18 protein-coding genes and 1 pseudogene are annotated in these 24,958 nt (G+C 41.5%); 4 read left to right on the top strand and 15 right to left on the bottom strand.

What is annotated here, in order from left to right; genetic code table 11:
• Window positions 1-21: 21 nt before the first annotated feature.
• The 8 genes and pseudogenes from MOJ78_RS04185 to MOJ78_RS04150 all read right to left on the bottom strand — a co-directional run.
• On the bottom strand, window positions 22-255 hold the full coding sequence (locus MOJ78_RS04185; protein ID WP_304981177.1) for a cory-CC-star protein: 234 nt from the start codon (window positions 253-255) through the stop codon (window positions 22-24).
• 136 nt (window positions 256-391) lie between these two features.
• The gene (locus MOJ78_RS04180) at window positions 392-529 is read right to left on the bottom strand and encodes a hypothetical protein (protein WP_304979958.1); all 138 of its coding nucleotides are present in this window, start codon (window positions 527-529) and stop codon (window positions 392-394) included.
• A gap of 61 nt (window positions 530-590) precedes the next feature.
• The gene (locus tag MOJ78_RS04175) at window positions 591-2,333 is read right to left on the bottom strand and encodes a carbon starvation CstA family protein (RefSeq protein WP_304979957.1); all 1,743 of its coding nucleotides are present in this window, start codon (window positions 2,331-2,333) and stop codon (window positions 591-593) included.
• 157 nt (window positions 2,334-2,490) lie between these two features.
• Window positions 2,491-3,525, bottom strand: coding sequence for a ring-infected erythrocyte surface antigen domain-containing protein (locus tag MOJ78_RS04170; RefSeq protein ID WP_304979956.1), 1,035 nt, complete (start codon window positions 3,523-3,525; stop codon window positions 2,491-2,493).
• 62 nt (window positions 3,526-3,587) lie between these two features.
• A complete protein-coding gene (locus tag MOJ78_RS04165; protein ID WP_304979955.1) occupies window positions 3,588-4,442 on the bottom strand; it encodes a hypothetical protein in 855 nt (284 codons plus the stop codon).
• Between the two features lie 150 nt (window positions 4,443-4,592).
• Window positions 4,593-6,308, bottom strand: a complete 1,716-nt coding sequence (locus tag MOJ78_RS04160; RefSeq protein WP_304979954.1) for a S8 family peptidase — start codon at window positions 6,306-6,308, stop codon at window positions 4,593-4,595.
• 200 nt (window positions 6,309-6,508) lie between these two features.
• Complete coding sequence (locus MOJ78_RS04155; RefSeq protein ID WP_304979953.1) at window positions 6,509-7,846, bottom strand: S8 family serine peptidase; 1,338 nt, start codon at window positions 7,844-7,846, stop codon at window positions 6,509-6,511.
• A 328-nt stretch (window positions 7,847-8,174) separates the two neighbouring features.
• Window positions 8,175-8,402 (bottom strand): annotated as a pseudogene (locus tag MOJ78_RS04150) (ATP-binding cassette domain-containing protein); the annotation flags it as partial.
• A 197-nt stretch (window positions 8,403-8,599) separates the two neighbouring features.
• On the opposite strand from MOJ78_RS04150, the gene MOJ78_RS04145 reads away from it, so the two are divergent.
• Complete coding sequence (locus MOJ78_RS04145; RefSeq protein ID WP_304979952.1) at window positions 8,600-10,945, top strand: transglycosylase domain-containing protein; 2,346 nt, start codon at window positions 8,600-8,602, stop codon at window positions 10,943-10,945.
• Between the two features lie 92 nt (window positions 10,946-11,037).
• Here the strand turns inward: MOJ78_RS04145 and MOJ78_RS04140 are convergent, their stop codons facing one another.
• The 4 genes from MOJ78_RS04140 to hemE all read right to left on the bottom strand — a co-directional run bounded on the left by MOJ78_RS04140 (window position 11,038) and on the right by hemE (window position 16,083).
• Entirely contained in the window at window positions 11,038-12,282 is a 1,245-nt protein-coding gene (locus MOJ78_RS04140; RefSeq protein WP_304979951.1) for an ATP-binding protein, read from the bottom strand.
• Between the two features lie 424 nt (window positions 12,283-12,706).
• The gene (gene hemY / locus MOJ78_RS04135; protein ID WP_304979950.1) at window positions 12,707-14,098 is read right to left on the bottom strand and encodes a protoporphyrinogen oxidase; all 1,392 of its coding nucleotides are present in this window, start codon (window positions 14,096-14,098) and stop codon (window positions 12,707-12,709) included.
• Window positions 14,095-15,039: a ferrochelatase gene (gene hemH, locus MOJ78_RS04130; protein ID WP_304979949.1), complete on the bottom strand. Its 945-nt coding sequence runs from the start codon at window positions 15,037-15,039 to the stop codon at window positions 14,095-14,097. The genes hemY and hemH overlap by 4 nt, the downstream gene beginning before the upstream one ends.
• 12 nt (window positions 15,040-15,051) lie before the next feature.
• Window positions 15,052-16,083: a uroporphyrinogen decarboxylase gene (hemE, locus tag MOJ78_RS04125; protein ID WP_304979948.1), complete on the bottom strand. Its 1,032-nt coding sequence runs from the start codon at window positions 16,081-16,083 to the stop codon at window positions 15,052-15,054.
• 515 nt (window positions 16,084-16,598) lie between these two features.
• Here hemE and MOJ78_RS04120 point away from each other — a divergent pair.
• The gene (locus tag MOJ78_RS04120; protein WP_304979947.1) at window positions 16,599-17,249 is read left to right on the top strand and encodes a hypothetical protein; all 651 of its coding nucleotides are present in this window, start codon (window positions 16,599-16,601) and stop codon (window positions 17,247-17,249) included.
• Between the two features lie 195 nt (window positions 17,250-17,444).
• On the opposite strand, the gene MOJ78_RS04115 is transcribed toward MOJ78_RS04120, so the two are convergent.
• Both MOJ78_RS04115 and MOJ78_RS04110 read right to left on the bottom strand, forming a co-directional pair.
• Entirely contained in the window at window positions 17,445-19,466 is a 2,022-nt protein-coding gene (locus tag MOJ78_RS04115; protein WP_304979946.1) for a methyl-accepting chemotaxis protein, read from the bottom strand.
• A gap of 148 nt (window positions 19,467-19,614) precedes the next feature.
• Entirely contained in the window at window positions 19,615-21,753 is a 2,139-nt protein-coding gene (locus MOJ78_RS04110; RefSeq protein WP_370529763.1) for a transglycosylase domain-containing protein, read from the bottom strand.
• A 325-nt stretch (window positions 21,754-22,078) separates the two neighbouring features.
• On the opposite strand from MOJ78_RS04110, the gene MOJ78_RS04105 reads away from it, so the two are divergent.
• Both MOJ78_RS04105 and MOJ78_RS04100 read left to right on the top strand, forming a co-directional pair.
• Window positions 22,079-22,978 (top strand): diacylglycerol/lipid kinase family protein, encoded by a 900-nt coding sequence (locus tag MOJ78_RS04105; protein WP_304979944.1) that lies wholly within the window; start codon window positions 22,079-22,081, stop codon window positions 22,976-22,978.
• Between the two features lie 219 nt (window positions 22,979-23,197).
• A complete protein-coding gene (locus MOJ78_RS04100) occupies window positions 23,198-23,632 on the top strand; it encodes a ferritin-like domain-containing protein (protein ID WP_304979943.1) in 435 nt (144 codons plus the stop codon).
• A gap of 583 nt (window positions 23,633-24,215) precedes the next feature.
• On the opposite strand, the gene MOJ78_RS04095 is transcribed toward MOJ78_RS04100, so the two are convergent.
• Window positions 24,216-24,956, bottom strand: coding sequence for an EcsC family protein (locus MOJ78_RS04095; RefSeq protein WP_304979942.1), 741 nt, complete (start codon window positions 24,954-24,956; stop codon window positions 24,216-24,218).
• Window positions 24,957-24,958: the final 2 nt, after the last annotated feature.

Here is a 24,958-nt window from a genome sequence, read left to right as displayed (position 1 = left end):
ATAGTCACGTCCTTTTCTGCATTAACAACATCTGATGCCTTCTAACGGTGATTTTTCCATGCCCATTCTTAAGTGCCAATCATGAAAGCGTTCAAGTATGGTTGGATAAAGTTCTAACGTATAATAGGAAACCGGATTTGGAATACCAAGTAATTCTGAAAAGCAAAGCAACAAGAAAAGATCGTCCTCATCACGTAGCTCCCGCTTGATTTCTGTTTTGTGTGGATGACTGATTATTTCATCATAAAATTCCATCAATTTTTTTAGTGACCAATTCTTTTTATCCAATGGGATCAACACCTTGTATTGTCAATTGTTGTTGTAAGGTTAACTTTTTCGCCAAAACGCTCAGTGATTTGCAGATAAATTGCACCTATCTGTTCATCTTCTGTCAATCATCTGCAAATTCATCGCTCAAGCTGATGAACCCGTCATCAGAAACGCCTCCGCCAACTACAGGCCAAACACGTACAATTAATAGTTCGGCTTTCATTGTCAAAACATCCGCCCCAACGTGCCTCTTGCTCACATACAGTCTCCAACATGCAAAAAAGGGGAGCAGTTTATCCCGCCCCCCTCGCTAGATACGACTAAGCTGATTTATCGATATCTGCTGGACCTTGATTGTTCTTAAGGACAGAAGCTGCTTCTATAATGATCCAGATCGCAAATCCGAGAATCAAGGATCCGAACACGAACAACAAGATATTGAGATCTGATGCACCGGCTCCAGACCAATCTAATATGACCTGTTTTCCCATAGCCCAGATGGTCATGAACAATATGAATACCATCGGAATGAATGTCGGCATAAAGTTCCGACCCTGATTTTTAAGCCAAATGGAGATTAATAATAAACTGATTCCAGCTAAAAGCTGGTTGGCAGTTCCAAATAACGGCCATAGTAAGAATCCGCCAGACCCAAAACCATTTGGACCTTTTGGAAGCAATACAAGTGCTGCGCTTGACACAACTGCGATTGTTGTTGCAACATGAGCCTTTGTCAGTGATGGAAGATTATACTCACTTCCAAGTTCTGAGATTATATAACGCATTAATCGGACCGCGGTATCCAAAGATGTAGCGGCAAAGCTGATCACAATGACTGAAACGATCGTTGCTGCAATATCTGCAGGGATCCCAACGCCCGTAGCAAGCTGTGCTGCTCCACCGATAAAGTTACCGAGTCCCCCGCTGCTTGCTGCCGCAAAGCTACTATACGCAGCTTTAAAATCTGCTCCGGTTGTAAAGAAGGTGGCTACCGCAATAATCGCTAAGAGGGCAAGCATTCCTTCACCCACTGCGCCGAGATAACCTACAAAGCGTGCATCGGTTTCTTTATCAATTTGTTTTGAAGATGTACCAGAAGAAACAAGTCCGTGAAAACCGGAAATGGCTCCACAAGCAATTGTTATGAAGAGTAACGGCCACATGGACGTAGACACTCCTGAATTGACTGCAGGCGCGGTAATTTCAGGATTCATGAATAAGACGCCTAAATAAAGAATGACTAGTCCTAGTACAAGCTGATGTGAATTAATATAGTCTCTTGGCTGTAATAGCTTCCATACCGGTAAAGTTGATGAAAAATATACATAGACCATTAATACGATGATCCAAACGAAGAATGCCATTGCTACTCCGTTCAATCCAAACATTACGGTATTGGCCTCGCCGCCAAACCAATTTACCAAGTCGATTTGGAGGAATTCTACTCTCGAGGCAATTACTGCCGTACCATACATGACTGCTAAAGCGACGATAGACGGTAGAAGCATGCTGCCACTCTTTTTGTAGACAGTATAGCCCATCCAAACCGCTAATGGAATCTGAATGAAAATGGAAAGCACCGATGCTGGAAATGAAACAAATAGATTTGCAATTACCCAGGCGAATACTGCATTAACCATTAACATAAGGATTAATATGATGAATAGAAACAAGATTTTAGCACGTTTACCAATTAACTTATCAGTAAGTGTCCCAACAGATTGTCCTTTATTTCGTACTGATAGGACAAGTGTTCCGAAATCATGGACACCTGCCGCAAATACAGTTCCTAACACTACCCATAATACTGCAGGCAACCATCCCCAATAAACTGCAATAGCTGGACCAAGAATCGGTGCAGCTCCTGCTACTGAGCTGAAATGGTGTCCCCATAGAACAAACTTATTAGTCGGTACGAAATCGACACCATCCTTGTATTTATGTGCTGGTGTTACATAATTGGGGTCAAGCTGATAAATCTTTTCGGATATGAATTTAGAATAATACCTATACCCTAACAAAAAGACTACAATTCCTATTGCTGCTAAAAGTAAACTACTCAATATCTATCCCTCCCTTGTCTCATTACTATTCATACTAATAGAATTGCGAAAGCGCTGTCAAGGCAATTTAAGAACATTCAGAAATTTCTAATTACAATATTTTGCAAAAATAAAGGATTGACCCATATTTGAGTCAATCCTTTGTTTAAAACGGAAATTATTGTTGTTCTGGAAGTTCTACTGTATTTGTTTCATCTGCTTCAACTTCAGTGTTTGTTTCTGCATCAGTATCTGCTTCTACATCTGTTTCTACGTTCTCTTCCACAGTAGTGTCTTCTTCAGTAGTACCAGCCATTACAGCAGAGTTTGCTGCTGCATGTGCCTTCGCTGTTTCACTTGCTTTTACATGAGCCATTGCATTTGCTTTGTTTTCAACAGAAGGACTTACTTTTTCTTCAGTTTCTACGTCCGTAGCAGTATCTTCTTCAACATTAGTTTCTACATTAGTTTCTACATCTGTTTCTACGTTCTCTTCAACATCTGTGTCAACATCAGTTGTTACATCAGTTTCAGCATCTGTATCTACATCTGAATCAGTGTCTTCTTCTGTTTCTTCGCCATCGTTTTCTAGATCGTCATCTTCAGTTTTTACATCTACGTCTGCTTCTACATCAGTTTCTGTTTCTGTGTCTGTATCAGCTTCTACATCTACATCAACTTCTGGAGTAGCGTGAACAGCTGAGTTTGCTGCAGCATGTGCTTTTGCTGTTTCGCTTGCTCTTAGATGAGCCATGGCGTTAGCTTTATTTTCTGTAGATGGGTTTACCTTAACTTCAGCTTCTGTTTCTTCTTCGACGTCCGTATCAGCTTCTACATCTCCATCTACAGCAACATCAGTGTCTGCTTCTACATCAGTGTCTGTAGTAGTTTCTTCAGTTTCAACTTCGGTATCAACTTCAACAGTTGTATCTTCTTCCTCTACTGATACTTCTGTATCTTCCTTAGCACCAGCATGTACAGCGGAATTCGCAGATGCATGAGCCTTTGCGGTTTCACTTGCATGTACGTGTCCTTGAGATTTTGTATTTACCTCAACTTTTATGTCTGTATGCAATGCTTGTACCTTTGCTTTTGTTTCTGCTTTTCCGTGACCTGCTGCATCTGCAGAATCAACACCTACAAGTGCTCCTAAAGAAAGTGCTCCAGCGAATACTAATGATTTTACCACCATTTTTCCGTTTACTCGTACCATTAAAAATCTCTCCTTCTTCAACAATTAGTTTTTTTAAAAGCTTATTTCACAACATGTATTGTTTAAAGAAGGTTTGATTTCGGTGGTGGTGAAGGCGGCGCATTGATCCACTGATTGTGCTTTCTTTTAATTTCATTAGAATAGTCACTTACCAGTGTAATCAATAGACCGTCCCCAAGCGAAGCGATCCCATAATATGTGAAGCCATTACCCGAAGTAGAGGATTGCCCATCTCCATTAGGTCCACCAGCCTTCGATATTTGCAGCACCTGTTGTACCGGAATAGCGACCGGAGTTTGCACAGGTGTATTATCGGAATTTGCTGGTAACGGTTTTGGTTCCTTTTCATTACCGTCGGTAGTAAATGACTTCTGATCGTTTGAGTCTTTCTGTTCAGGATTTAAGGTTCGATTAGAATCTTCTTGTAAGTATTGCCCGTCATTCTTCACTTCAGAGTGTAACGATTCCTTACCATTCGTTCTAACCTTATTGCGATCGCTATGTACTGTTGCCTCATTTTTACGAGAGCCACTAGCTGACTGAGACTGATCCTTACCATGCTGCTTTTCAAACTGAGCATTTGCATGAACTGCCCCTTTTCCATTACCTGCATCGACATGGAGTGAACGTTTCTCTTCACCATTCGATTGCTGGAGATGAGCTTCTACATTTGCATTAACAGGAAGCTCGCGTTTGGCATTTTCAGCTTTTTGCTCTTGCCCATGATTGTCAGGTGGATTCCCTTGATTGGAATTCCCATTCTCCTTATCATTCTGAGAATCTGACAAGTCGAGCTTTTCAACAGGAGGTGCCAGATGATCATCCGAGTTCCCATCCCCATCAGCTAGCACTTCGGTTGGAACAAGCAGACATACACTCGCAATTATCCCTTTTACGATCAGATTTTGAATTCGCACACACTTCACCCCCTTTCTTATGCTTCTATTATACTTTTCTATCCGTTATAACAATTTATGTCCGTTACTAGGGTTACAAATTATGCGACAGATATCAGTAATTGTCAGCATAGAAAAAAATGGGGCTGATTATCTCAGCCCCATAGTCTTTTACTTTAAGATTTTTTCAACTATATAAGTTCCTGTATATTGTTCAACCGTATTTAACCAGCCCACAACATCAACTGCATACGTACCTTCAGTAACAGTAGAAATTGTTGTTTGCTCTGTCGTTGAAACAGCACTCCCAGATGAACCTGCTAGATCACCAGATGGATCACGAACTTCTAAGTCGAGATCGTTCGTAGGAGAGGTCCAATCAATTCGAACCGTTAAGCTAACTGCATCACGGCCAAGTTCGATATTGTAATAGTCATGTGAAGCAGCGCCTGCCTCCGAAGCACCTACCCCTATGCTACCATCCCATGTCTGTTCTACAAAAAAAGTTTCATAGGTTTTTCCTGTTTCCTTGTCTTTATATTTTCCAAGATTCGGTTTTGTACGTTCGGCAAGCTGAACAGCCTCGTACGCATTTACATAACCTGATCCAACCTCATGAACTTCATACCCTTCCATCGGATCTGCTGTTTTTTGTAAAATATCTAGAACGATATCAGGGTGCAAACCAGGTTGAGATTCCCTCATTAATGCTACGATTCCCGAAATATGAGGGGTGGCCATACTTGTACCGCTCGCTGTTGTATAATATGGAAGATGTTCAGGAGCAATATATATTGCGTCAGTAGTGGATCCAAGTGAATTCATTACTACTCCAGTAGATGACTTTGTTGCAACAATATCTACCCCTGGGGCTGTAATATCCGGATGAACAAGTTCATCTCCCGGAATCCCTCTTGAAGAAAAGTCAGCTAACTGTTTATCTTTCGTTCCTGCTGCAACCGAAATGACCCAAGGGGCTGCAGAGTAAGGATTTAAGGTGTTATCATCTGGACCCGCGTTGCCCGCTGCAAACGTAACAACCATTCCTGCATCATGTGCTTTTTTACTTGCTACATTAATAGGGTTGTTTGGAGAATATTCACCTGTTGTACCCCAGCTATTGCTGATTACATCAATACCATATTTCTCTTGGTTTTCCAAAACGTAATCGAAGGCTTCTAGCGACCAAAGGATATTGATCCCTTCCCCTGTACCAAGACCCACTAATTTTGCATCAGGAGCAATTCCCTTGTATAATCCGTCACTTGCCGTTCCTTGACCTGCAATTGTTCCAGCAACATGGGTACCATGACCTGAAGATGTATCTGTGTTTACAACATTCTCCATATATAGTGGTTCATCCGTAAACAAATTTCCTAGCAGGAATTTAACGTTCTGCACTACTTTTTCACCCATTGGAAGATCTGGATGTGTGGCATCAATACCACTATCAATGACCGCGACAGTAGTCCCTTTTCCTGTGTAACCAAGATCATTCCAAACTTTTTCAGCACCAACTAATTTTCGACTGTCACGAAGAAAATATTCAAGGTCTTTATTGTAATAAATAGATAAAGCTTCCAAACCTGATTGAAGCAGGGCGTCAATTTCCAGCTTCGTTCCTTTAACCGCAATCATCGGTAAATGCTTATACGTTTTTGTTCGTATCCCAAACTCATTCAATTCCTGCACCTGTTGATCCGTTGGCATTTGTGAGTAAGTGACCACAGCTTCGATGATTGAATCCTTATCAGAAATACTAAGTATATCCGTTAAAGTTTCATCGACCTCAAGTGCAGATGCTTGTACACGATTCGGTGTTTGTGAGGCGAAAAAAAGACCCACGAGTAAGGATAAACTGAGTAATGTTGCAAATATACGTTTCATATGTTCCCTCCTGTTAGAATTGTTTTATTTTTCATACAATTCTATTTTCGGACAGAAAGCCACCGAACACAATAATGCAAAGGGTGTAAGCATATACTAGGTTAATACTAGAATAGGTACAACTAATGGATTAAGAGATTGATAAAAGACTGACTGGAACACGGTACATTCCAATCAGTCTCGTATTTTGGTGATAACGTTTATTTTACAGAATTCACTGCTTCATACGCATTGACATATCCGGCTCCAACTTCATGCAAGTCAAATCCAGACATTGGATCGGCTGTTGATTGTAGTGCGTTCAACACTTGGTCCGGTGTCAAATCCGGGTTGGCTTCAAGCATTAATGCTACAACTCCAGAAATATGAGGGGTTGCCATACTGGTTCCGCTTGCTGTTGTATAATAAGGTAAGTATTCTGGAGAAATATATGTTATATCTGTTGTTGTTCCAAGTGTGTTCATCACAAGCCCGGTTGAGGATTTGGTGGCAACGATATCGACGCCCGGTGCAGTTATATCTGGGTGGACAAGTTCATCTCCTGGAATTCCTCGTGATGAGAAATCCGCCAACTGCTTATCCTTTGTACCTGCTGCAACAGAAATGACCCATGGTGCAGCCGAATACGGATTCAACGTGTCATTATCGGGACCTTCATTTCCTGCTGCAAACGTGACGATCATTCCAGCATCGTGCGCTTTTTTGCTCGCCACATTGATCGGGTCATTCGGAGAGTATTCGCCTGTTGTTCCCCAGCTGTTACTGATTACATCGATACCATAGGTATCTTGATTTCCAAGTACATAATCGAATGCTTCAAGTGCCCAGAAAATATTGATTCCTTCACCAGTACTGAGTCCGACTAACTTTGCACCCGGTGCAATACCAGTGTATAATCCATCACTTGCCGTACCAAGCCCTGCAATTGTACCCGCCACATGTGTTCCGTGTCCTGAGCTAGTATCTGTGTTTTGGACGTTTTCTAAATAGAGTGAATCCGAGCTATCTGAGAATAAGCTTTGTCCGACAAGGAACTTCACATTTTGGATGACCTTATCACCGTACGGCAGGTCCGTATGTGTGGCATCAATACCACTGTCAATTACGGCTACAGTCGTTCCTTCTCCAGTATAACCAAGGTCATTCCATACGTTCTCTGCACCAATCAATCTCCGGCTATCACGCAATTTATATTCAAGGTCTTTGTTATAAAAAATAGATAGAGCGTCTATACCTGACTTCAGTAAAGAGTCGATTTCCAGTTTCGTACCTTGAACGGCAACCATCGGTAAGTTCTTATACGTTTTCGTCAACAATCCAAAATCCTTTAATTCCTGAATCTGTTGATCTGTCGGCATTTGCGAGTAGGTTATCACTGCTTCCACCAAGAATGCATTTCCTGCGGTGTTGAGTACATTCGTCAAGGCTTCATCGACTTCCAGGGTAGTTGATGCTTGTACATTATTTGAGGTTTGTGATGCAAGTAACAGTCCTGTAAGTAATGTTAAACTGAGCAATAGAGCAACTATTTTTTTCATAGGTCCCCTCCGAATTATTTGGATTTTTCATACAATTCTATTTTCAGACAGAAACCCGTTGGTGACAATCGAGCATTGGACATAAACGTTAAATAGGTCCAATCGTGATTTTTCTACTACTAATGGTATACCTATACATATTTAGTATTATTGTTGACTCACTTTTTCATAGTCCTTAAACACTCCCCAATGAAATAAAAAGAGACCAACGTAACGTCAGCCCCTTTCTTCTTCTAATCGATCAATCCTTCCTTTTTCAAAAATTCGATCGCAACCTCCTTAGGATCCATGTCATCTATATCTACCTTCGCATTCATTTCAAACATTTCTTCCGAAGCTCGACAGGATTTTGTTGTTTAATATTTTTCCCATTGACAAAAATATCTCCACCTGTCGGCTCTAGTAGTCGATTGATCATTTTCATTGTTGTCGTTTTCCCGCAGCCACTTGGTCCGATCAGGGTCAATAGCTCGCCTTTATGTACGTGGAGATTAATTTCTTTCAAGGCTTCAAAACCATCCTGATACGTTTTTTTCACCTGATTGAATTCAATCATTCTTTCCCCCCCTGTTCTATTCGTTGTACTCCATTTTTTCTTTACCCTCAAATAGTCCAACTAAACAATTTTTATGATTGTTGGCTATAGTTTATGTTCATGATTCATGAATATCGCTTAAATGAATGTTTAAAAATGAAGAACCGTGGGTATTCCAACCAAAGAATAAATACTATTTTTTGAAAGGTTGGATGGTTATGCCTTCACGTTTTGCAATACGTAAAGCTTCTAAACAACAAAACAACCGAGGATACATCAAGATTTTTCTAGCAACCTTTCTCGTCTTCTTGCTATTTCTTATCGCAGGCGGTGTGACAGGTTTTGCATTTATTCAGGATGCTCCTCCACTTGATCCAGATGAGCTGAAGTATGCTCAATCCTCAGCCATTTATGATATGAACGGAAATAAGATTGTCGACATTGCGGGGAAAAAGCATAGAATCAAAGTTGAAATTGAAGATGTACCAAAACATGTCCAAGCAGCATTTATCGCAACTGAAGATGCACGGTTTCGTGAGCATTTTGGTATCGATCTGAAACGTATTGCCGGTGCTGCACTCGCGAATTTAAAGGAAGGCTGGGGTGCAGAAGGTGGCAGTACAATCACACAGCAGATCATTAAAAATACCTACCTTTCCCCCGAAAAAACGATTGAACGGAAAGTGAAGGAAGCCTACCTTGCTATCAAACTAGAACAAAAATATACAAAGGATCAGATTCTCGAAATGTATTTGAATAAAGTGTACTTCGGTCACGGTGCTTATGGGATTGGGGCCGCAGCAGATGTCTATTTCGGTAAAAAAGTAGAGGACTTGACACTAGCAGAGGCATCCCTACTAGCAGGTCTCCCCCAACGGCCAAGCGGCTATGATCCGACCAAACATCCCGAACGTGCGCTCGAGCGAAGAAATATCGTTCTTTCACTCATGGAACAGCATCGGTATATTACGAGTGCAGAAGCTGGAAAAGCGAAATCTACTAAATTAGAAAATCTATTACGTAAACAGCCAGAGGGTCCTCAGTTCGAATCCTTTATAGACCAGGTAATCAATGAATTAACCGCAAAGGGTATACCTGAACATGTCCTGTATACTAATGGGTTGAAAATTTACACCACGCTCGATCCGAATGCACAGAAGCACACAGAAAAAATTCTGACAGGTGACGGGCATATTCCTTTCCCTAACGAAAAATTCAAGGCTGGAATCGTCCTTTTAGATACGAATTCAGGAGCTATCCGTGCAATCGGCGGAAATCGGAATCCGAATGAAGCCGATGTAAAAAGAGGCTTCAATTATGCGACCGATACTCGCAGACAGCCTGGATCCACCATTAAACCGATTCTTGCTTATGGTCCTGCTATCGAGTTTGAAAAATGGTCGACATACCACCAGATTTTAGATGATGAACTTGAAATTGATGGCAAAACATTTCAAAACTGGGATGAAGAATACCATGGAATGCTCTCGATGCGGGAGGCGTTGGTCAAATCCTACAACATCCCTGCCATCAAGACATTTTCGGAAGTCGGTAGTGACCGGGCACGAGAGTTTGCCAGTAAGCTAGGAATTTCTTTAGATGTTACCTATCCGTCGTATGCGATTGGCGGCTTCGAGCATGGTGTTTCTCCAATGCAAATGGCAGGTGCCTATGCAACGTTCGGGAACGAAGGCAAGTACAATCAGCCTTACACCGTACGAAAAGTTGTTTACTCTACCGGTGAAACGATATTCTTTGAATCGAAAAGCCAAAAAGCGATGAATCAATATACTGCCTATATGATTACCGACATGCTGAAGGATGTTGTTCGTAATGGTACAGGGACTTTAGCCAATATTGACGGCCTTCCTCTTGCAGGAAAAACAGGAACCACCAATCCGCCTAAAGGCGTTGAAGATGGTTCGACTGATTCATGGTTTGTCGGTTACACGACTCAATATACTGCTGCAGTTTGGACAGGGTACGACAAAACGACACAAGACCAATATGTGACCGATAAGGATTCAGACATCTCACAGCTTATTTTTAAAAATGTAATGGAACATGTCTCTGCTGGTAAAGAAGTAAAAGATTTTGAAAAGCCTTCTACTGTAGTTGAGGTAGAGATCGATGAGCGAAACGGTAAAAAGGCGTCTGCCTACACTCCTGAGCCAGCCGTTACGACAGAATTGTTTGTAAAAGGTACTGACTTTCCGAGTGAATATAAACCAGCACCTCAAAAACCGGATAAAGTTAAGAAAAAAGAGAAGGATGACAAAAAGAAGAAAAAAGATGAAGGTGACTCAGAATCGGATGATGAAGGTAATTCCGATGGTAACAATGAGGATGATGGTGACAACGGCGGTTCTGATGACGGTACTGGAGATGGTGGAACTGACGGTGGTACGGATGACGGGACAGGTGGCGGCGGTGCTGGAGGCGATGGCTCTGACGGTGGTACCGGTACGGGCGATGGCGATGATGGTTCTGACACGGGTACTGATGATGGTACCGGGGACAACACGGGTACGACAAGCACAAATTCTAATGGTACAGGCACGTAACCACCAAATACTACCGAACTGGGATGACCTTCATGGCGATAACCTATTACTTAACGTGGTTAATTTTCATGCACAGGGTCATCCCTTTTAAATCAATCGATAATAGGCAGGCTAATGATTACCACTGTCCCCTTATCTAAAATACTCTTGTACTGGACTGATCCACCCATATTCTGGATTAGACGGAAAGTGATCATCGTACCTAGTCCAGTTCCTTTCGTTTTAGTTGTATAATAAGGTAAACCTATTTTTTCAAGCTCATTTTTCGTCATGCCACTCCCGTTATCCTCAATCAATAATAATACCTGATCAGGATGCTTATAGTTTGCTTTAATACGAATAACACCATTTCCGTCAATAGCTTCGATTCCATTTTTAATAATATTGATCAGGCATTGCTTGAATTGCTGCTCATCTGCCTTGACCTTATAGGAACCTGTTATTTTACTTTTTATTTCAACATTATGAAAAGCCCCGAGAGGCATCAGCAAATTTATTGTATCCTGGACTACCTTCTGTAAATCGAACTTTTCGAGCTTTAATTCACCTGGTTTTACAAGTGTTAAATAATCTGTGATGATTTTGTTGCTCCTATCAAGTTCATCGATTAAGAGGGGGCTATATTGCTTTAATTGTTCATCCTTCGTATCAATAGCAAGGAATTGGATCATACCACGTATCGTAGTGAGTGGGTTCCGAATTTCATGCGCGATTGAAGCAGCCATTTGTCCAAGGACAGATAACTTCCCAAGATAAATCGTTTCGTCAAGCTGCATATTAATTTTCAAAAGACGATCAATCAAAACGACCATCAGAAAATAGGTTAGAAAAAATGGGATAAAATAGACCAAATAAAAATAATTCGGAACAAAGTCCAAGTAAATATTTATAATCAAGATATAAAACAGAAAATAGAGGAAACCGGCAACAAGGCTTGGCTTCCATCGTTTATTTGATTCAGCAAATGTCTTGGAAAACCCGAAAGCAGTCAATAATGCAATAACTGTAATCATTACACCGATCCAAGCATAGTCACCACCGATCCCAAGGCGGGCAATACAGATAATGAGAGCACAAATAGCCCCTGGAGCAAACCCAGCATATAGGGTTACGACCATAAGGGGGACCGTACGCAGATCGAAAACTGTTGACCGAAATGTATCAACAGGATAAAGCATACATAATAATGCCGCAATCGAACTGATCAGTCCAAAGAAAACTTGCTTCTTAAAGGTTAAGTAATCGTTAGATCGAAATGGAAAAACCATATTCGCTAAAAAAGCCAATGAAACGATTAATGATATATTTACGACAATCGGTTTGATCAACTCAGCCATACAAATCCCTCAACAATCCCAGACATAGTAACCAATAAACGGGTAGTAACCTGCACACCCGTTCATTATAGCAGAAATGAACCTGCGTTTTCACCATCGTTCGACATATTTCGTCATTCTGAAAACAGTGTGCCGTTTCAAAAATGCGAATCTGATTAACCTTCAAGATGTTTTTGGGTTAGACGAGAAGAATCTCTATTGCACGCGTGCTTACTTCAAATTTGCTCGGTGGATGATAACTTGTGGAGCACATTATCTATCGAGTGACGCGGAAATGCTGTGTTTCACGCGAATATCCTATTGTTTGACGCGGAGGTCCTGGATTCCAGCGAAATCACCAAAATGCCTCTCATGTTTCCACAACAAAAGGACTGGTCGAAGGAAGGTGTAAATCCCCCTTATGAGCAGTCCCTTTTGTATCCACCTACATTGCTTTAATTTTTTCAATCACTTTATTCGCCGCTTTTTCTCCTGATTGTACGCAATCGGGTAATCCGATACCATCAAAGGAAGCACCTACTAAGTGAATACCTGGAAACTTTTCACCTAACTTCTTCTCTAGGAGATCTCTCTTACTTTTATGTCCGACTAGATACTGAGGCATCGCCTGCTTCCATCTTGATACATAGTAAAACTCCGGTCGTACCTGGATATTCATGGTTTCCTTCAAATCATCGAGGACTGCCTTAAGGATTGTCTCATCACTTTCATCCACAATCGACTGGTCCTCAGCTTTTCCAACATAGCATCGTAATAGTACATACCCTTCAGGTGTTGTATGTGGCCATTTTTTATTCGTCCAAGTGCATGCTGTAATCGTATAGGGAGATTTTCTAGATACGACAAAACCGGTTCCGTTCAGGTCATTGGGTACTGCAGATTCAGGGAATGCCATCGCAATCGTTGCCACAGAAGTCGCCGGTGCTTCTTCGAGGTGTTTCTGAATATCCGCAACAAACAATGGAGCAGCTTTCAAGGCTGGAATTGTAAAGATCACTTGATCGGCATCAAGCACGTCCCCATTGTCTAATCGAACTTTATAAGTCTCATTACTTTTCTCAAATGAGGTTACTTTTTGGTTCTTACGTATTTCCACGTCAACAGTTAATTTCTTTTCCAATGCTTCGACCAGTGACGTCAACCCACTTTTCAATGTAAGAAACACACCTTTCGACGACTTCGGCTGTTTCTTTGGACGGTTGGACTTCATACCGAGAATTAGACTACGATGCTGTTCTTCTACTTGTTGAAACTGTGGAAACGTAGATTGTAAGCTGAGCTGATCAATGTTCCCTGCATAAATGCCGGATAAAAGAGGTTCAATGAGATGGTCGACGACCTCATCGCCTAATCTTCTGCGGAAAAAGGTACCGACCGCTTGATCACCAACAACTTTTTTTGAAGGTAAAAAAAGATCGAATCCAGCCCGAGCCTTTCCTTTTAACGAAAACAAGCCACTTTTCACAAATGGGCTCACTTCAGTCGGAATCCCCATTACAGCGCCTTCAGGAATAGGATGAAGCTTCGTATCATGAAGAATATAGGCTTGTCCCGTTTGATTATGAACAAGTTCATCCGCAAGCCCAGCTTCTTCAATCAGATTGCTCATACTTTTTTTCCTTGCCAAAAAAGAATCGGGTCCGCGTTCAATTACAAATCCATCCTGTTTGATCGTCTGGATTTTACCACCAAGACGATTTCCTGACTCTACTAATGTGACACTCGCTTCCATCTTCTTTTCGTTGATTTCTTTTTGCAAATAAAAAGCGGCGGAAAGACCTGTGATCCCTCCACCCACAATGACGATCCTTTTCATGATTGGTCACGGCCTTCAAACTTTTTCGAAACCACTCGAGCGAGGCAGTCGATGAATTCCGGTTTAGCATTCGGCATTTCGGGACGATAATAGTGTGCACCTAAACGATCGGTAACGACTTTACATTCATAATCGTTGTCATATAAAACCTCAAGGTGCTCAGCCACGAAACCGACTGGGCAATATATGAAATGCTGATATCCGTCCTGTTCAAATAAATCCTGTGTCAAATCCTGAACATCCGGTCCAATCCATGGATCCGGTGTATTTCCGGCGCTCTGCCAACCAATCGTATAATGGTTGATACCTGCTTCCTCCGCAATCAAATCTGCTGTTTCTTGTAATTGATCCGGGTAAGGGTCTCCCATTTGAATGATCTTTTGAGGTAAGCTATGCGCTGAAAAGATGACCACCGTTTTATCATGCTCTGATTCAGGAATTCTGCCAAACGTTTCTTTAATCCGTTTTGCCCAATAGGAAATGTATCCTGGTTCACTATACCAGCTGTCAACCGGTGTGATTTCTGGTCCCCCCAGCTTCTCCGCCTCTTCGATCGCACGTCCATTGTAAGATTTTACTGAGAATGTTGAATAATGAGGGGCAAGAACGATGCTGATTGCTTCCTTTATACCATCCTTATTCATTTGACGGACAGCATCCTCGACATATGGATCAATATGCTTTAGTCCGAGGTACGCTTTGAATTCGATGTCATCATAAAGCTCATTCATCGCCTCTTCAAGCTTTTGTGTCTGATCAGCGGTGATTTTAGCAAGTGGTGAAACGCCGCCAATAGCTTCATATCGATCCGTTAAATCCTGCAAATCCTCTGGTGCCGGCTTTCTTCCCCGACGTATATGTGTATAATATGGTTGAATTTCTTCAGGACTTCTCGGTGTCCCGTAAGCCATCACCAAAATCCCAACTTTTCGTTTTGCCAATTTCATCACCCCTTATTTCGACGAATATTCGTGGACAAACGCAGTTAAACGCTTTAATGTATCTGGGTTTACATCAGGAAAAACACCATGTCCAAGGTTGAAAATGAATTTTGATGATTCCATTCCTCGGTCAAGGATTTCCTTTGTCCGTTCTTCGATTACGTTCCATGGTGCTAGGAGAAGTGCCGGCTCAAGGTTCCCTTGAACTGTTTTATTGATTCCTAATGATCTTGCTTCTCTTATCGGCAATCTCCAGTCGAGACCGACGACATCAACCGGTAGTTCATTCCATTCATTAGCAAGATGGCTTGCTCCAACACCGAATGTAATGAGCGGAACGTTTTCTTCCTTCAACTCTGTAAAAATCCGTTCCATAACCGGCTTAATGAATGTCCGGTAATCCGCAACGTTTAAAGTACCGACCCACGAATCGAAAATTTGGATCGCCTGAGCACCGGCTTTTATTTGTGATTTAACATAGCGAATCGTAGTATCACCTAGCTTGTCCATGAGTAAGAACCAGGATTCAGGCTCAGAATACATGAACGCCTTCGTTTTATAATAATTCTTTGATGGACCGCCCTCTATCATATAGCTTGCTAGTGTAAAAGGAGCCCCTGCGAAACTGATGAGCGGTACGGAAAGCTGCTCCCGCAACAGTTTAATCGTATCCAATACATATGGAACATCTTGTTCGGGGTCAATTTCGCCTAAACGTTCTACATCTGCTTTAGAACGGATTGGATTATCGATGACCGGACCAATCCCTGATTTGATTTCGACATCCACGCCGATCGCTGGAAGTGGAGTCATAATATCTTTATATAGGATCGCTGCATCAACATCATATTGTTCAACTGGCAACCTTGTTACATCTGCGCAAATCTCCGGACGATGTGTAATGTCGAACAAGGAATATTTTTCTTTTAATTTTCGGTACTCAGGCTGTGATCGTCCCGCCTGTCTCATATACCAAACTGGAACGTGAGTAACCTCTTCACCACGGCAAGCACGTAGGAATTGGTCGTTAAATGGTTTTGTCATTCGTAATCACCTTTCATCTGAACGTTCAATAAATATATAGCCTCACATCATTGTAAAAGAAAAAATCAGTGTTGTCATATGTTGAGAAGATACTTCACCGATCCTTCATAGTAGATGCGGCTCATAGTCCAAGTATAATATCCATATTCACTATACTAGTCACGCAAAAAAATGTATACGATAGCCTATCAACTGTCATAAATTAGTCGTAATTCTAAAGGCCCCGAGAGTGTGTTTGAATGTATTTACGGTAGGGTATACTTTGAACGCCACAAAGTTTATGCCCATATTTTACTAAGTGGGCTCGAAGGATTGAGGGCGGAGTTTACTTTTAAAGTGTGTGTTCAAAATGGGAGTTCGACTAAATTGGGAACGTCCTCTGATAATGTCGACCCGGCTAACATCCTGCGCCCTTAGTTACTTGGGGCAAAACCGCATAAAAGGTACTGCAGCTTTGTTAGCCCCCGGACTTTATGAACAACCACTTGAACTCCAGTATGTAGGGAGAGAGATGTATGCAAAAACAAGAAACACGCGAAACACTATGGTACAAGACTGGTGCAATCTTTTTTATCGGCTATGGTCTTGTTTATTTACTCGTCTTTATCAAGCGATTATTCTTTTCGTCTATAACAATCGATAACATTGCAAGTCTTTATATGCATGACCTTGAATCGTCCTTTATTTTTAGCATTATCGGCGGAACGATCGTCTTTATGTTCGTTTATAATAAGCTTCAATTACGGCAAAAGGATCGAAACCTATTTGAGCAGCTCCCGAATTTGTTTATGCTGCGGATGATTTTGTATACGTGCATTTACTTCATGATCATTTTAACGTTACTAGGAGTCCACCTTATTTTCACAACAATCGTCATTCATCAAACGGGAGGTTCTATTAACTTATCTTACTCCCTGTTTTACTGGGCAGTTGTCATTCTTTCAATCGATCGAGTTTGCCATTTTATCAACATGGATTCAAAGAGATTGAGAATGTTATTGATACTACCGTTCCTATTGTTCTATTTGACCGTATTAATTATGTATCAGTTTGATCCCGCGTATCAGCTCGTTTTTCAATTTATCGGTAATGGCCTTATTATTCTGATGCTCGGCTTGTATTTAGTTGAAAAGTATTTGATCACGCGAAATGAGGAACGACGCTAAGGACTATCAGTAATTAGTGGGACCGTATCCGAAATGTGATAATTCCTCATTATTTAATAAGTAGAGTATTCATGATGGAATTTCATTGATTTTACAGAAATTCCGATGATTTCATTATTTTTTGCACATAAAATGGCCTGAAACCATCCGATAGCACTCCATCGAACGAATCAGGCCACTTTTTCAATCATATTGTTACTCTTTTTCTACCACTGTAAACTGCTTGATCAATTCGATCAGCTGTTCGCTTGCATCACTTAGTGCTTCGGCTGTTTCACCGACTGTTTCCAGTGCGTTTTGCTGCTCATCAGTTGATGCGCTCACTTCTTCCGAAGATGCTGCCGCTTGCTGTGCTACTGCAGAAATGTTTTGAATGGACTCCATTACTGCCTCTTTATGGTCATTCATTTTTTCAACATCAGAACCGATTGAATCGATAAAGGTGACAATTTCTTTCATAGACTCACCTAACATGATGAACGCTTTCTCTGTATCTTCCACTGCTTCATTCTGTTCACCCGAGATCACTTTCGTGTGATCCATTTCAATGCCGACCCGCTTGGATTCATTTTCAATTCCTTTAAGAATCCCTTTTACGCGTTCTGTTGCAACGGATGATTGCTCGGCAAGCTTACGAACTTCATTCGCAACGACAGCGAATCCTTTGCCGCTTTCACCTGCTCGTGCAGCCTCAATTCCAGCATTCAACGCGAGTAAATTCGTTTTTTCAGATATTTCATTAATGGTTAAAATGACTTCCTCAACTTCCTTGATCTTTTCATTGAGGTCGGATATCACATTCTCAACCGAAGATAATACCTTATTGGATTCATTATTTTTAGAACGTAATGTGGTAACCTGTTCCATCCCTTTTTGGTTGGTGGTCTCTGCTTCCTTCGACCGTTCTTTCATGGCAAGGGTTTGCTGATTAACCTTTTCAATTTCTTCTGATAGATTGACAGCACGTAGATGTGTCGTTTCAGCATCCGATGCCTGCTGTGTGGAGCCGCGCGCAATATCGGATACAGCCCGAGCGACTTCCTCACTTGAAGCGATCGTTTCTTCAGCAACCGCACTCATGTTCTCTGCGGATTCAGTTACACGGTATGAGGACGATTGAACCGACTCAATCAAGTTCCGCATTTTATTGACCATTACATTAAAATGATTGGTCAACTCACCGATTTCATCGTTACTCTTGCTTTGAACGGTGACAGTCAAATCACCGGAAGCAACCTTATTGACCTGATCTCTCAGCTCCTGAACTGGCCTTGTAATCCCTCTTGCAATAAAATAACTGACTGCGATCGCAATAATGATGATGATGAAGGCTATGAGCAAGATGCTATTCCGAATGTCTCCAGCTTCTTTCGATAATGCTTGTTTTGGGAAAGAAGTACCGATTTTCCATCCAGTCTTCTCAATCGTATTGTAATAGATTAGGCGGTCCTCATCCTTTTCTGAGTAATCGACTTTTCCATCTGTAGATCCGGATTCATACATCTTTTTAGCATATTCGTGCTTTTCAACAAGCTGTTCACCCTTAAGTGTTGGATGAACTAACGCCATTCCCGACTGATCTAATAAGAATGCGTACCCGCCAAATTGTACAGGTGTACTGGATACAACAGTTGCAAGATTATTTAAGCTGATATCCATAGCCACAACCCCAAGTACCTCATCCGTGTTAGGATCTAGTACTGTTTTCGCTGCAGTCAAAACGTATTCACCCGAAGCCGCATCTTCATATGGCTTTGTCCAAATTACTTCTGCCTTATTTTCAATTGCACTTTTATACCATGGACGTGTTGTTGGATCATAGTCTTCTGGTAGCTCGATCACCGGTGATGTATCCATTTGTTTTGAAACACTAGCGGTATATAAAAGAGCAACATTTTGATTCAGTTCCAAATAATGAGAAAAGTCCCGATCAACGATAGCCCAGGTTGTCTTAATTGAATCACCTGCATTGGCTGTTTTCATATGTGTAATGACCCGTTCATCACGACTGTACCTCTTCATCGTTTGTTCTATGTTTTCCAGATAAAGAGAAATATGGTTGGACATTTGATCCACCATCGATTGTGTTTGTACTTCGACATTCCCCTCAATCGTATCGTTTACCTGTTGATAGGTAAGCAATGCGACAAGAAATAGTGATACTGATAAAATAAGTGCCATCACGAGCATAAGTTTACTTTGAAGCTTTTTGAACATTTTCCTCCCCCTCATTCATGCAAAAACAAGTTGTCCCTCTATTTATCGTCATAGTTTGACATATGTTAATACGACTTTTTTCATCTAATTGTAAAAAGATATTCAAATCATGAATAAAGCTGACTTTACCCGAAAGCCAGCTTTGGTTTCATTCAAATAACGAACTTGAAACACGATTTGATGGTTCTCCGTTCTTTTTTATAAGTGGATTGAATGGAACAACGTAAAATTCAGGAAAGGTAAACAGTTTTGGAGTTACGACCATATACCGACCTTTCCCGATAACTGTATCGATCTTTACGCTTCCGTTTTCTGTTTGCATATAGATCTTGTACATCAGCCGTTCGTCCTCAGATGGGGTCCAAGCCAACTCCACACCAGGTACTCCGAAACGCCCAAATGTGAACCGAGCATACAAGTCGTTTATCTCGACCAATTTAATCGGTGGTTCGAGCTCCTTAACCCCTTTTGGCTTTTGAAAGGCTAGATTATGCTGTTCGGGAATGGCATTCAGGATCTCCTTAAACATCACGGTGGGATCTGAGCTTGTCCCCCTCATATACCTCTGTTTCGTCGTACGATCGTACCCGATCCAAACCGCCCCTACTGCGTCAGAAGTATACCCCGCAAACCAGAGGTCTTTGTTCGCACCCTCCACCTGTTCAAATGTGGTCGTTCCTGTCTTCCCTGCCAGTTCAGTTTGGACGCTGCCTTTCCTTCCCGTACCTTCTGTAATGACAGATCGTAGCATTTTTGTCATATACCAAGCCGTTTGCCTTGAAAAGACCTTCTCCTTTTTCGGGTCCGTCTCCCCAATCATCTTTCCATCCCGGTCATAAATCGCTTCAATAAAATAAGGTTCGACACGGTATCCATTGTTTGCAAATGTAGAAAACGCACTCGTAATCTGCAATGGGGATACACCCTCATCCAAGCCTCCTAATGCAACCCCCAACTGCCTCTCCTCAATGTTCATCCCTAGTTTTTTCAAATAGTCCAGTGATCGTGTCATACCAATCTCATTTAAAAGCCATACAGCAGGAGCATTTATCGAATCTACAATGGCATTATACATAGATACAGTACCTTGATAGTTCCCATCATAGTTTTCAGGATTGTAGCCATTATAGTCAAGATGCTCATCCTTCAATAATGAGTATGGATCCCATTTCTTCATTTCTAATGCAGGGCCATAGACAGCTAGGGGCTTGAACGTGGAACCAGGCTGCCGTTTCGCATTTACCCGATTAAACCCACGTCGAACGTAGTCTCTTCCACCCTGGACAGCAAGTACACCACCGTTATTAGGATCCATCAAGACGAAAGCCCCTTGAGGAGAAACCGTTTTATCACTACCTTTAAAATACGTATCGTTCTGAAAAGCTTTGTAGGAAGCCTCTTGTGCAGTTGGGTTCATCGGGACGACAATTTTATAACCGCCCTTCAACACTTCCATAGTCGAAAGGGAGAATCGTTCCTTCGCCTCGTCAAGAACCATATCGATATATGTTAAATAAGCTGGATTCTTCTCTAACCTGTGTACATCAAGAGAAATGGTTTTCCCTTGTGCCCTCACCGCTTGTTCTGCCGTAATAAAATCGAGCTCCCCCATTAATGAAAGGACTAAGTCTCTTCGCTTTTTGCTTTTTTCAGGATGGTCTATCGGAGAGTACCCGTTCGGGGCTTTCGGCAGACCCGCGATCAGTGCCCCTTCTTCTAGTGTCAGTTCGCTTACTTCTTTTCCAAAAAGTAATTTTGAGGCAGACTGAATTCCGTATGCACCATGTCCGAAATAAATTTGATTCAAATACATCTCCAGGATTTCTTTTTTTGTATATTTCCGCTCTAGATTTATTGCGATGATTACTTCCTTCGTCTTCCTTAACCACGTTTTATCATTCGATAGGAAAATATTCTTGGCAAGTTGTTGGGTGATCGTGCTCCCCCCTTCAACCTTGCTTCCCGCTAAAATATCCTTATAAAGCGCACGTAAGATGGCTTGAAAATCAATACCGGAATGGTCATAGAACCGTCTATCTTCTATTGCAATAAATGCCTGTTGCACATGTTCTGGAATATCTTCAATTTCCACAAGTTCACGGTTTTGCGCATACAACTTCGTAATGACATCCCCGTTTTCATTTACAAGTTTCGATGCAGAGCTCATCACGAGGTCTTTTTCATCAATAACATAGTTTCCTGCAAAAACAATTCCTAAATAACCAAGTAATGAAAAAGCAATTAGGACTAAAACCCAAATTGCCAAACGCGTTGTTCGCTTCACCACAACGCAACCACTCCTTACCATGATGAAATCCTATCCTACGATAACCAATCTTTACGTCTTTTTCCACTTATTTATTTCGTTTAGTATGACTCGAATTTGGGTAAATCATGAATAATTCCCATTTAGCTAATAATAGGCGTAGTTACCCTCAAAACGGAAGGCGACGATAAGCTTCCTATGAAAAAGTACATGAAAATCGAAATATAATTGAAGGTCTAGCAGGGTCTGTTTTCACCAGCAAGCCCTATGTTTTGATTGTACAATATAATTGCTTCGAATTGATTTTCAAATCATCAGGGATGTCTTATACGAAATGGGGATGAATATGAGCATTGAACGCGTCGAAATCATAGTAAATCCGCAAGCTGGAAAAAATAAACTCCACAAACAAATGGAACAGATTCTTTTAACATTGGAGCACCATTTCCTTCAGGTCAATGTTTATGAATCCCGTGAACAAGGGGATGTAGCGCGCAGACTTGAAAATGTAGCTAATGATGTCGACCTTATCATAGGTGCCGGTGGTGACGGTACGATTTATGAATTGATCAATGCACTGGCTCCTATGGAAAAAAGGCCTGCTCTTGGGATCATCCCTGGGGGAACATGTAACGACTTTTCAAGAGCTCTCGGTATTTCTCAGAGCCCATTAATTGCTGTCGAGCAAATTTGCAAACAGCAGTTCCGTAAGATTGATGTAGGGAAATGTGTATACCAGTACTTCTTGAATTTCTGGGGGATTGGTCTGATTACAGAAGTATCAACGAATATCGATCCTAAAATAAAAGAAAGCTTTGGACGACTCTCATATTATTTAAGTGCTTTTCAAACTGTGAATGAAGAAGAGTCATTTCGTCTTCAGCTTGAGTCGAAGGAATGCGCTTATGAAGGGGAAGCGGCTATGGTACTTATCGGAAATGGTCCCTTCACAGGGGGAATCCGCGCCTTTTTCCCTGGATCTGATATTGAGGACGGTAAGTTGGAGGTTCTCGTCGTTGAGTCCAAACAGCTGCATTCATTCTGGGATATACTTCGGGCTAAGGTAATGAACGATGTACCGAACAAAGAGGGTATCCTCTACTTTCAAACGGAAGAGGTTTCAATAAAAGCATTTCCTCAACGGACGATTGATTGTGACGGCGAGCGTGTTTTCCGAACACCTTCAACAATTTCTGTACTGCCAGGACACATTCACGTCGCTGTCGGCGATTATCCGATTAACTAATCCAATTTGTCCGTAAACCTTTTGCGTGTGCTGTTGCTCTTTGTTGCTTGTATGCCAAGCTCAATAGGGGTATCTGTTTGTCATTAACCCGATAATCGATCAGTTAAACTTCAGATTGACATGCCGGCTAACGATTCGTTTATGTTTATTATTAAAATTGAACGGGTACATTAATTATGGGTCATCAGAACACTATTTATCAGAAAGGATGATGGAACAATGGATCAAGAACGACAAGAACTTATTGACGGATTAAACGAAGACCTTGCCAATGAGTATTCCGCAGTGATCATGTATACGTACAATGCTGCAGTCGTATCAGGGCTGTATCGGCAGGTCTTAAAGCCTTTCTTCCAGGATGAGATTGCTGATGAACAAGGTCACGCATTATATTTATCTGAAAAAATCAGTACGCTTGGCGGTATTCCTACAACGACACCAGCTGAAGTGAAACAAATTACAGACGTGCGGGAAATGCTTGAGGAGGCACGTAAATCTGAAAAAGCTACAATTGATCGTTATGAACAAAGAAAAGAACAAGCTTCTAATCTGAAAATGACTGAGCTTGTTGTAAAATTAGAAGATTTAATTGCAGATGAAACACATCATATGGAAGAAATGGATCGCTTGCTAAGCGACCCACGCTTATCATAGTGAAAAAACATGAAACCCCCTTTTAATATAAATAGAGGGTGGCTCAATACGAGTCACCCTCTTCTCATGTAAAGAAACCCCTTGTTTTCATATTCGGCGCGCATTCTCCTAATTATTGTTAATCCTATATCCGATTACGGCCTATTCAGTGCGCATCCTCCTAATTATTGTTAATCCTATATCGGATTACGTCCTATTCAGAGCACATCCTCCTAATTATTGTAAATGCCATATCCGATTACGTCGTATTCGGCGCGCATTCTCCTAATTACTGTTAATCCTATATCCGATTACGGCCTATTCAGCGCGTATTCTCCTAATTAATGTAAATACCATATCCGATTACGTCGTATTCGGCGCGCATTCTCCTAATTACTGTTAATCCTATATCCGATTACGGCCTATTAAGCGCGCATCCTCCTAATTAATGTAAATACCATATCCGATTACGTCCTATTCAGCGCACATCCTCCTAATCACTGTAAAAAACGCAACCGATCATGCCCATTTTTCTTATACTAATTGAAAAAGCGCACAGTTTCTCGACAGCCTAGAGGGTGGCTCAATACGAGTCACCCTCTTCCTAAATCATCTTATTCTCTTCCTGTAAATGCCGAAGTCGGAAGCAGTTTTTTGCTGTATCACCGAGATCGTCTAGGAAGTGATAGTTGGCATAAGCTCCGACAATTGCACCGAGACCTGGTACCATTTGCATCATTTTAATCAGATCTATGTGGTCTCTGTACGTCATTTGGAACCTCTCCCAGTCCCACTCCTCATTGATTGATTCTCCAAAACGAGCAGCATAAGTATCCCATTCTTTTAGTGTCAAAAAGGTTTCCTTCCTTACCTCATCATCAGAAAAGGCTAATAGAAACACATGTAACAGATAAATCCGCTCCGCATAATTTTTCGTATCGTATCCATAAATTCTTGCTGCTTCAAAAAGGAACCTCATCTTTATGGCAAGCAGTAACGGAAAATCAGCTAAACCAAGTAAAATGCCCCCAGCACCCGTGCCAGCACCTTCTGCCATCGCTGTTTTTCTGAACGTTTTTTGCTTTTCTGCCAATAGCTGATCTCTATCCTCTAAAGACATTCCATAGACCGGCAATCTTCTGGTCGTAAATTCTGACCCTGCAAGCGTGGCTTGAATCATTTGACGAATGCTTTTCGTAATCATCTCCTGGATACGATCCGGTATCACCTTATTAATTCGCTCCTGAACTCGTTTTGCGGTTCGCTTATATAAGTTCGAGCGTTTTAACATCTCCTTCTCCCACTCGGTTAATTCTTGAATAACCTTCGTCTCATAAGAACTCATTG

It is taken from the genome of Alkalihalobacillus sp. AL-G, from assembly GCF_030643805.1.
In the GTDB taxonomy this organism is placed as follows: domain Bacteria; phylum Bacillota; class Bacilli; order Bacillales; family Fictibacillaceae; genus Pseudalkalibacillus.
This window is presented reverse-complemented; position numbering and strand designations above follow the sequence as displayed.

What these genes read in the sequence shown, in the direction of transcription:
- MOJ78_RS04095 (WP_304979942.1), bottom strand. Translation starts at nt 24,956, where the DNA reads ATGAGTTCTTATGAGACGAAGGTTATTCAAGAATTAACCGAGTGGGAG.
- MOJ78_RS04170 (WP_304979956.1), bottom strand. Translation starts at nt 3,525, where the DNA reads ATGGTACGAGTAAACGGAAAAATGGTGGTAAAATCATTAGTATTCGCT.
- MOJ78_RS04105 (WP_304979944.1), top strand. Translation starts at nt 22,079, where the DNA reads ATGAGCATTGAACGCGTCGAAATCATAGTAAATCCGCAAGCTGGAAAA.
- MOJ78_RS04155 (WP_304979953.1), bottom strand. Translation starts at nt 7,846, where the DNA reads ATGAAAAAAATAGTTGCTCTATTGCTCAGTTTAACATTACTTACAGGA.
- hemE (WP_304979948.1), bottom strand. Translation starts at nt 16,083, where the DNA reads ATGACAAAACCATTTAACGACCAATTCCTACGTGCTTGCCGTGGTGAA.
- MOJ78_RS04140 (WP_304979951.1), bottom strand. Translation starts at nt 12,282, where the DNA reads ATGGCTGAGTTGATCAAACCGATTGTCGTAAATATATCATTAATCGTT.
- MOJ78_RS04100 (WP_304979943.1), top strand. Translation starts at nt 23,198, where the DNA reads ATGGATCAAGAACGACAAGAACTTATTGACGGATTAAACGAAGACCTT.
- MOJ78_RS04145 (WP_304979952.1), top strand. Translation starts at nt 8,600, where the DNA reads ATGCCTTCACGTTTTGCAATACGTAAAGCTTCTAAACAACAAAACAAC.
- MOJ78_RS04160 (WP_304979954.1), bottom strand. Translation starts at nt 6,308, where the DNA reads ATGAAACGTATATTTGCAACATTACTCAGTTTATCCTTACTCGTGGGT.
- MOJ78_RS04120 (WP_304979947.1), top strand. Translation starts at nt 16,599, where the DNA reads ATGCAAAAACAAGAAACACGCGAAACACTATGGTACAAGACTGGTGCA.
- MOJ78_RS04185 (WP_304981177.1), bottom strand. Translation starts at nt 255, where the DNA reads ATGGAATTTTATGATGAAATAATCAGTCATCCACACAAAACAGAAATC.
- MOJ78_RS04115 (WP_304979946.1), bottom strand. Translation starts at nt 19,466, where the DNA reads ATGTTCAAAAAGCTTCAAAGTAAACTTATGCTCGTGATGGCACTTATT.
- hemY (WP_304979950.1), bottom strand. Translation starts at nt 14,098, where the DNA reads ATGAAAAGGATCGTCATTGTGGGTGGAGGGATCACAGGTCTTTCCGCC.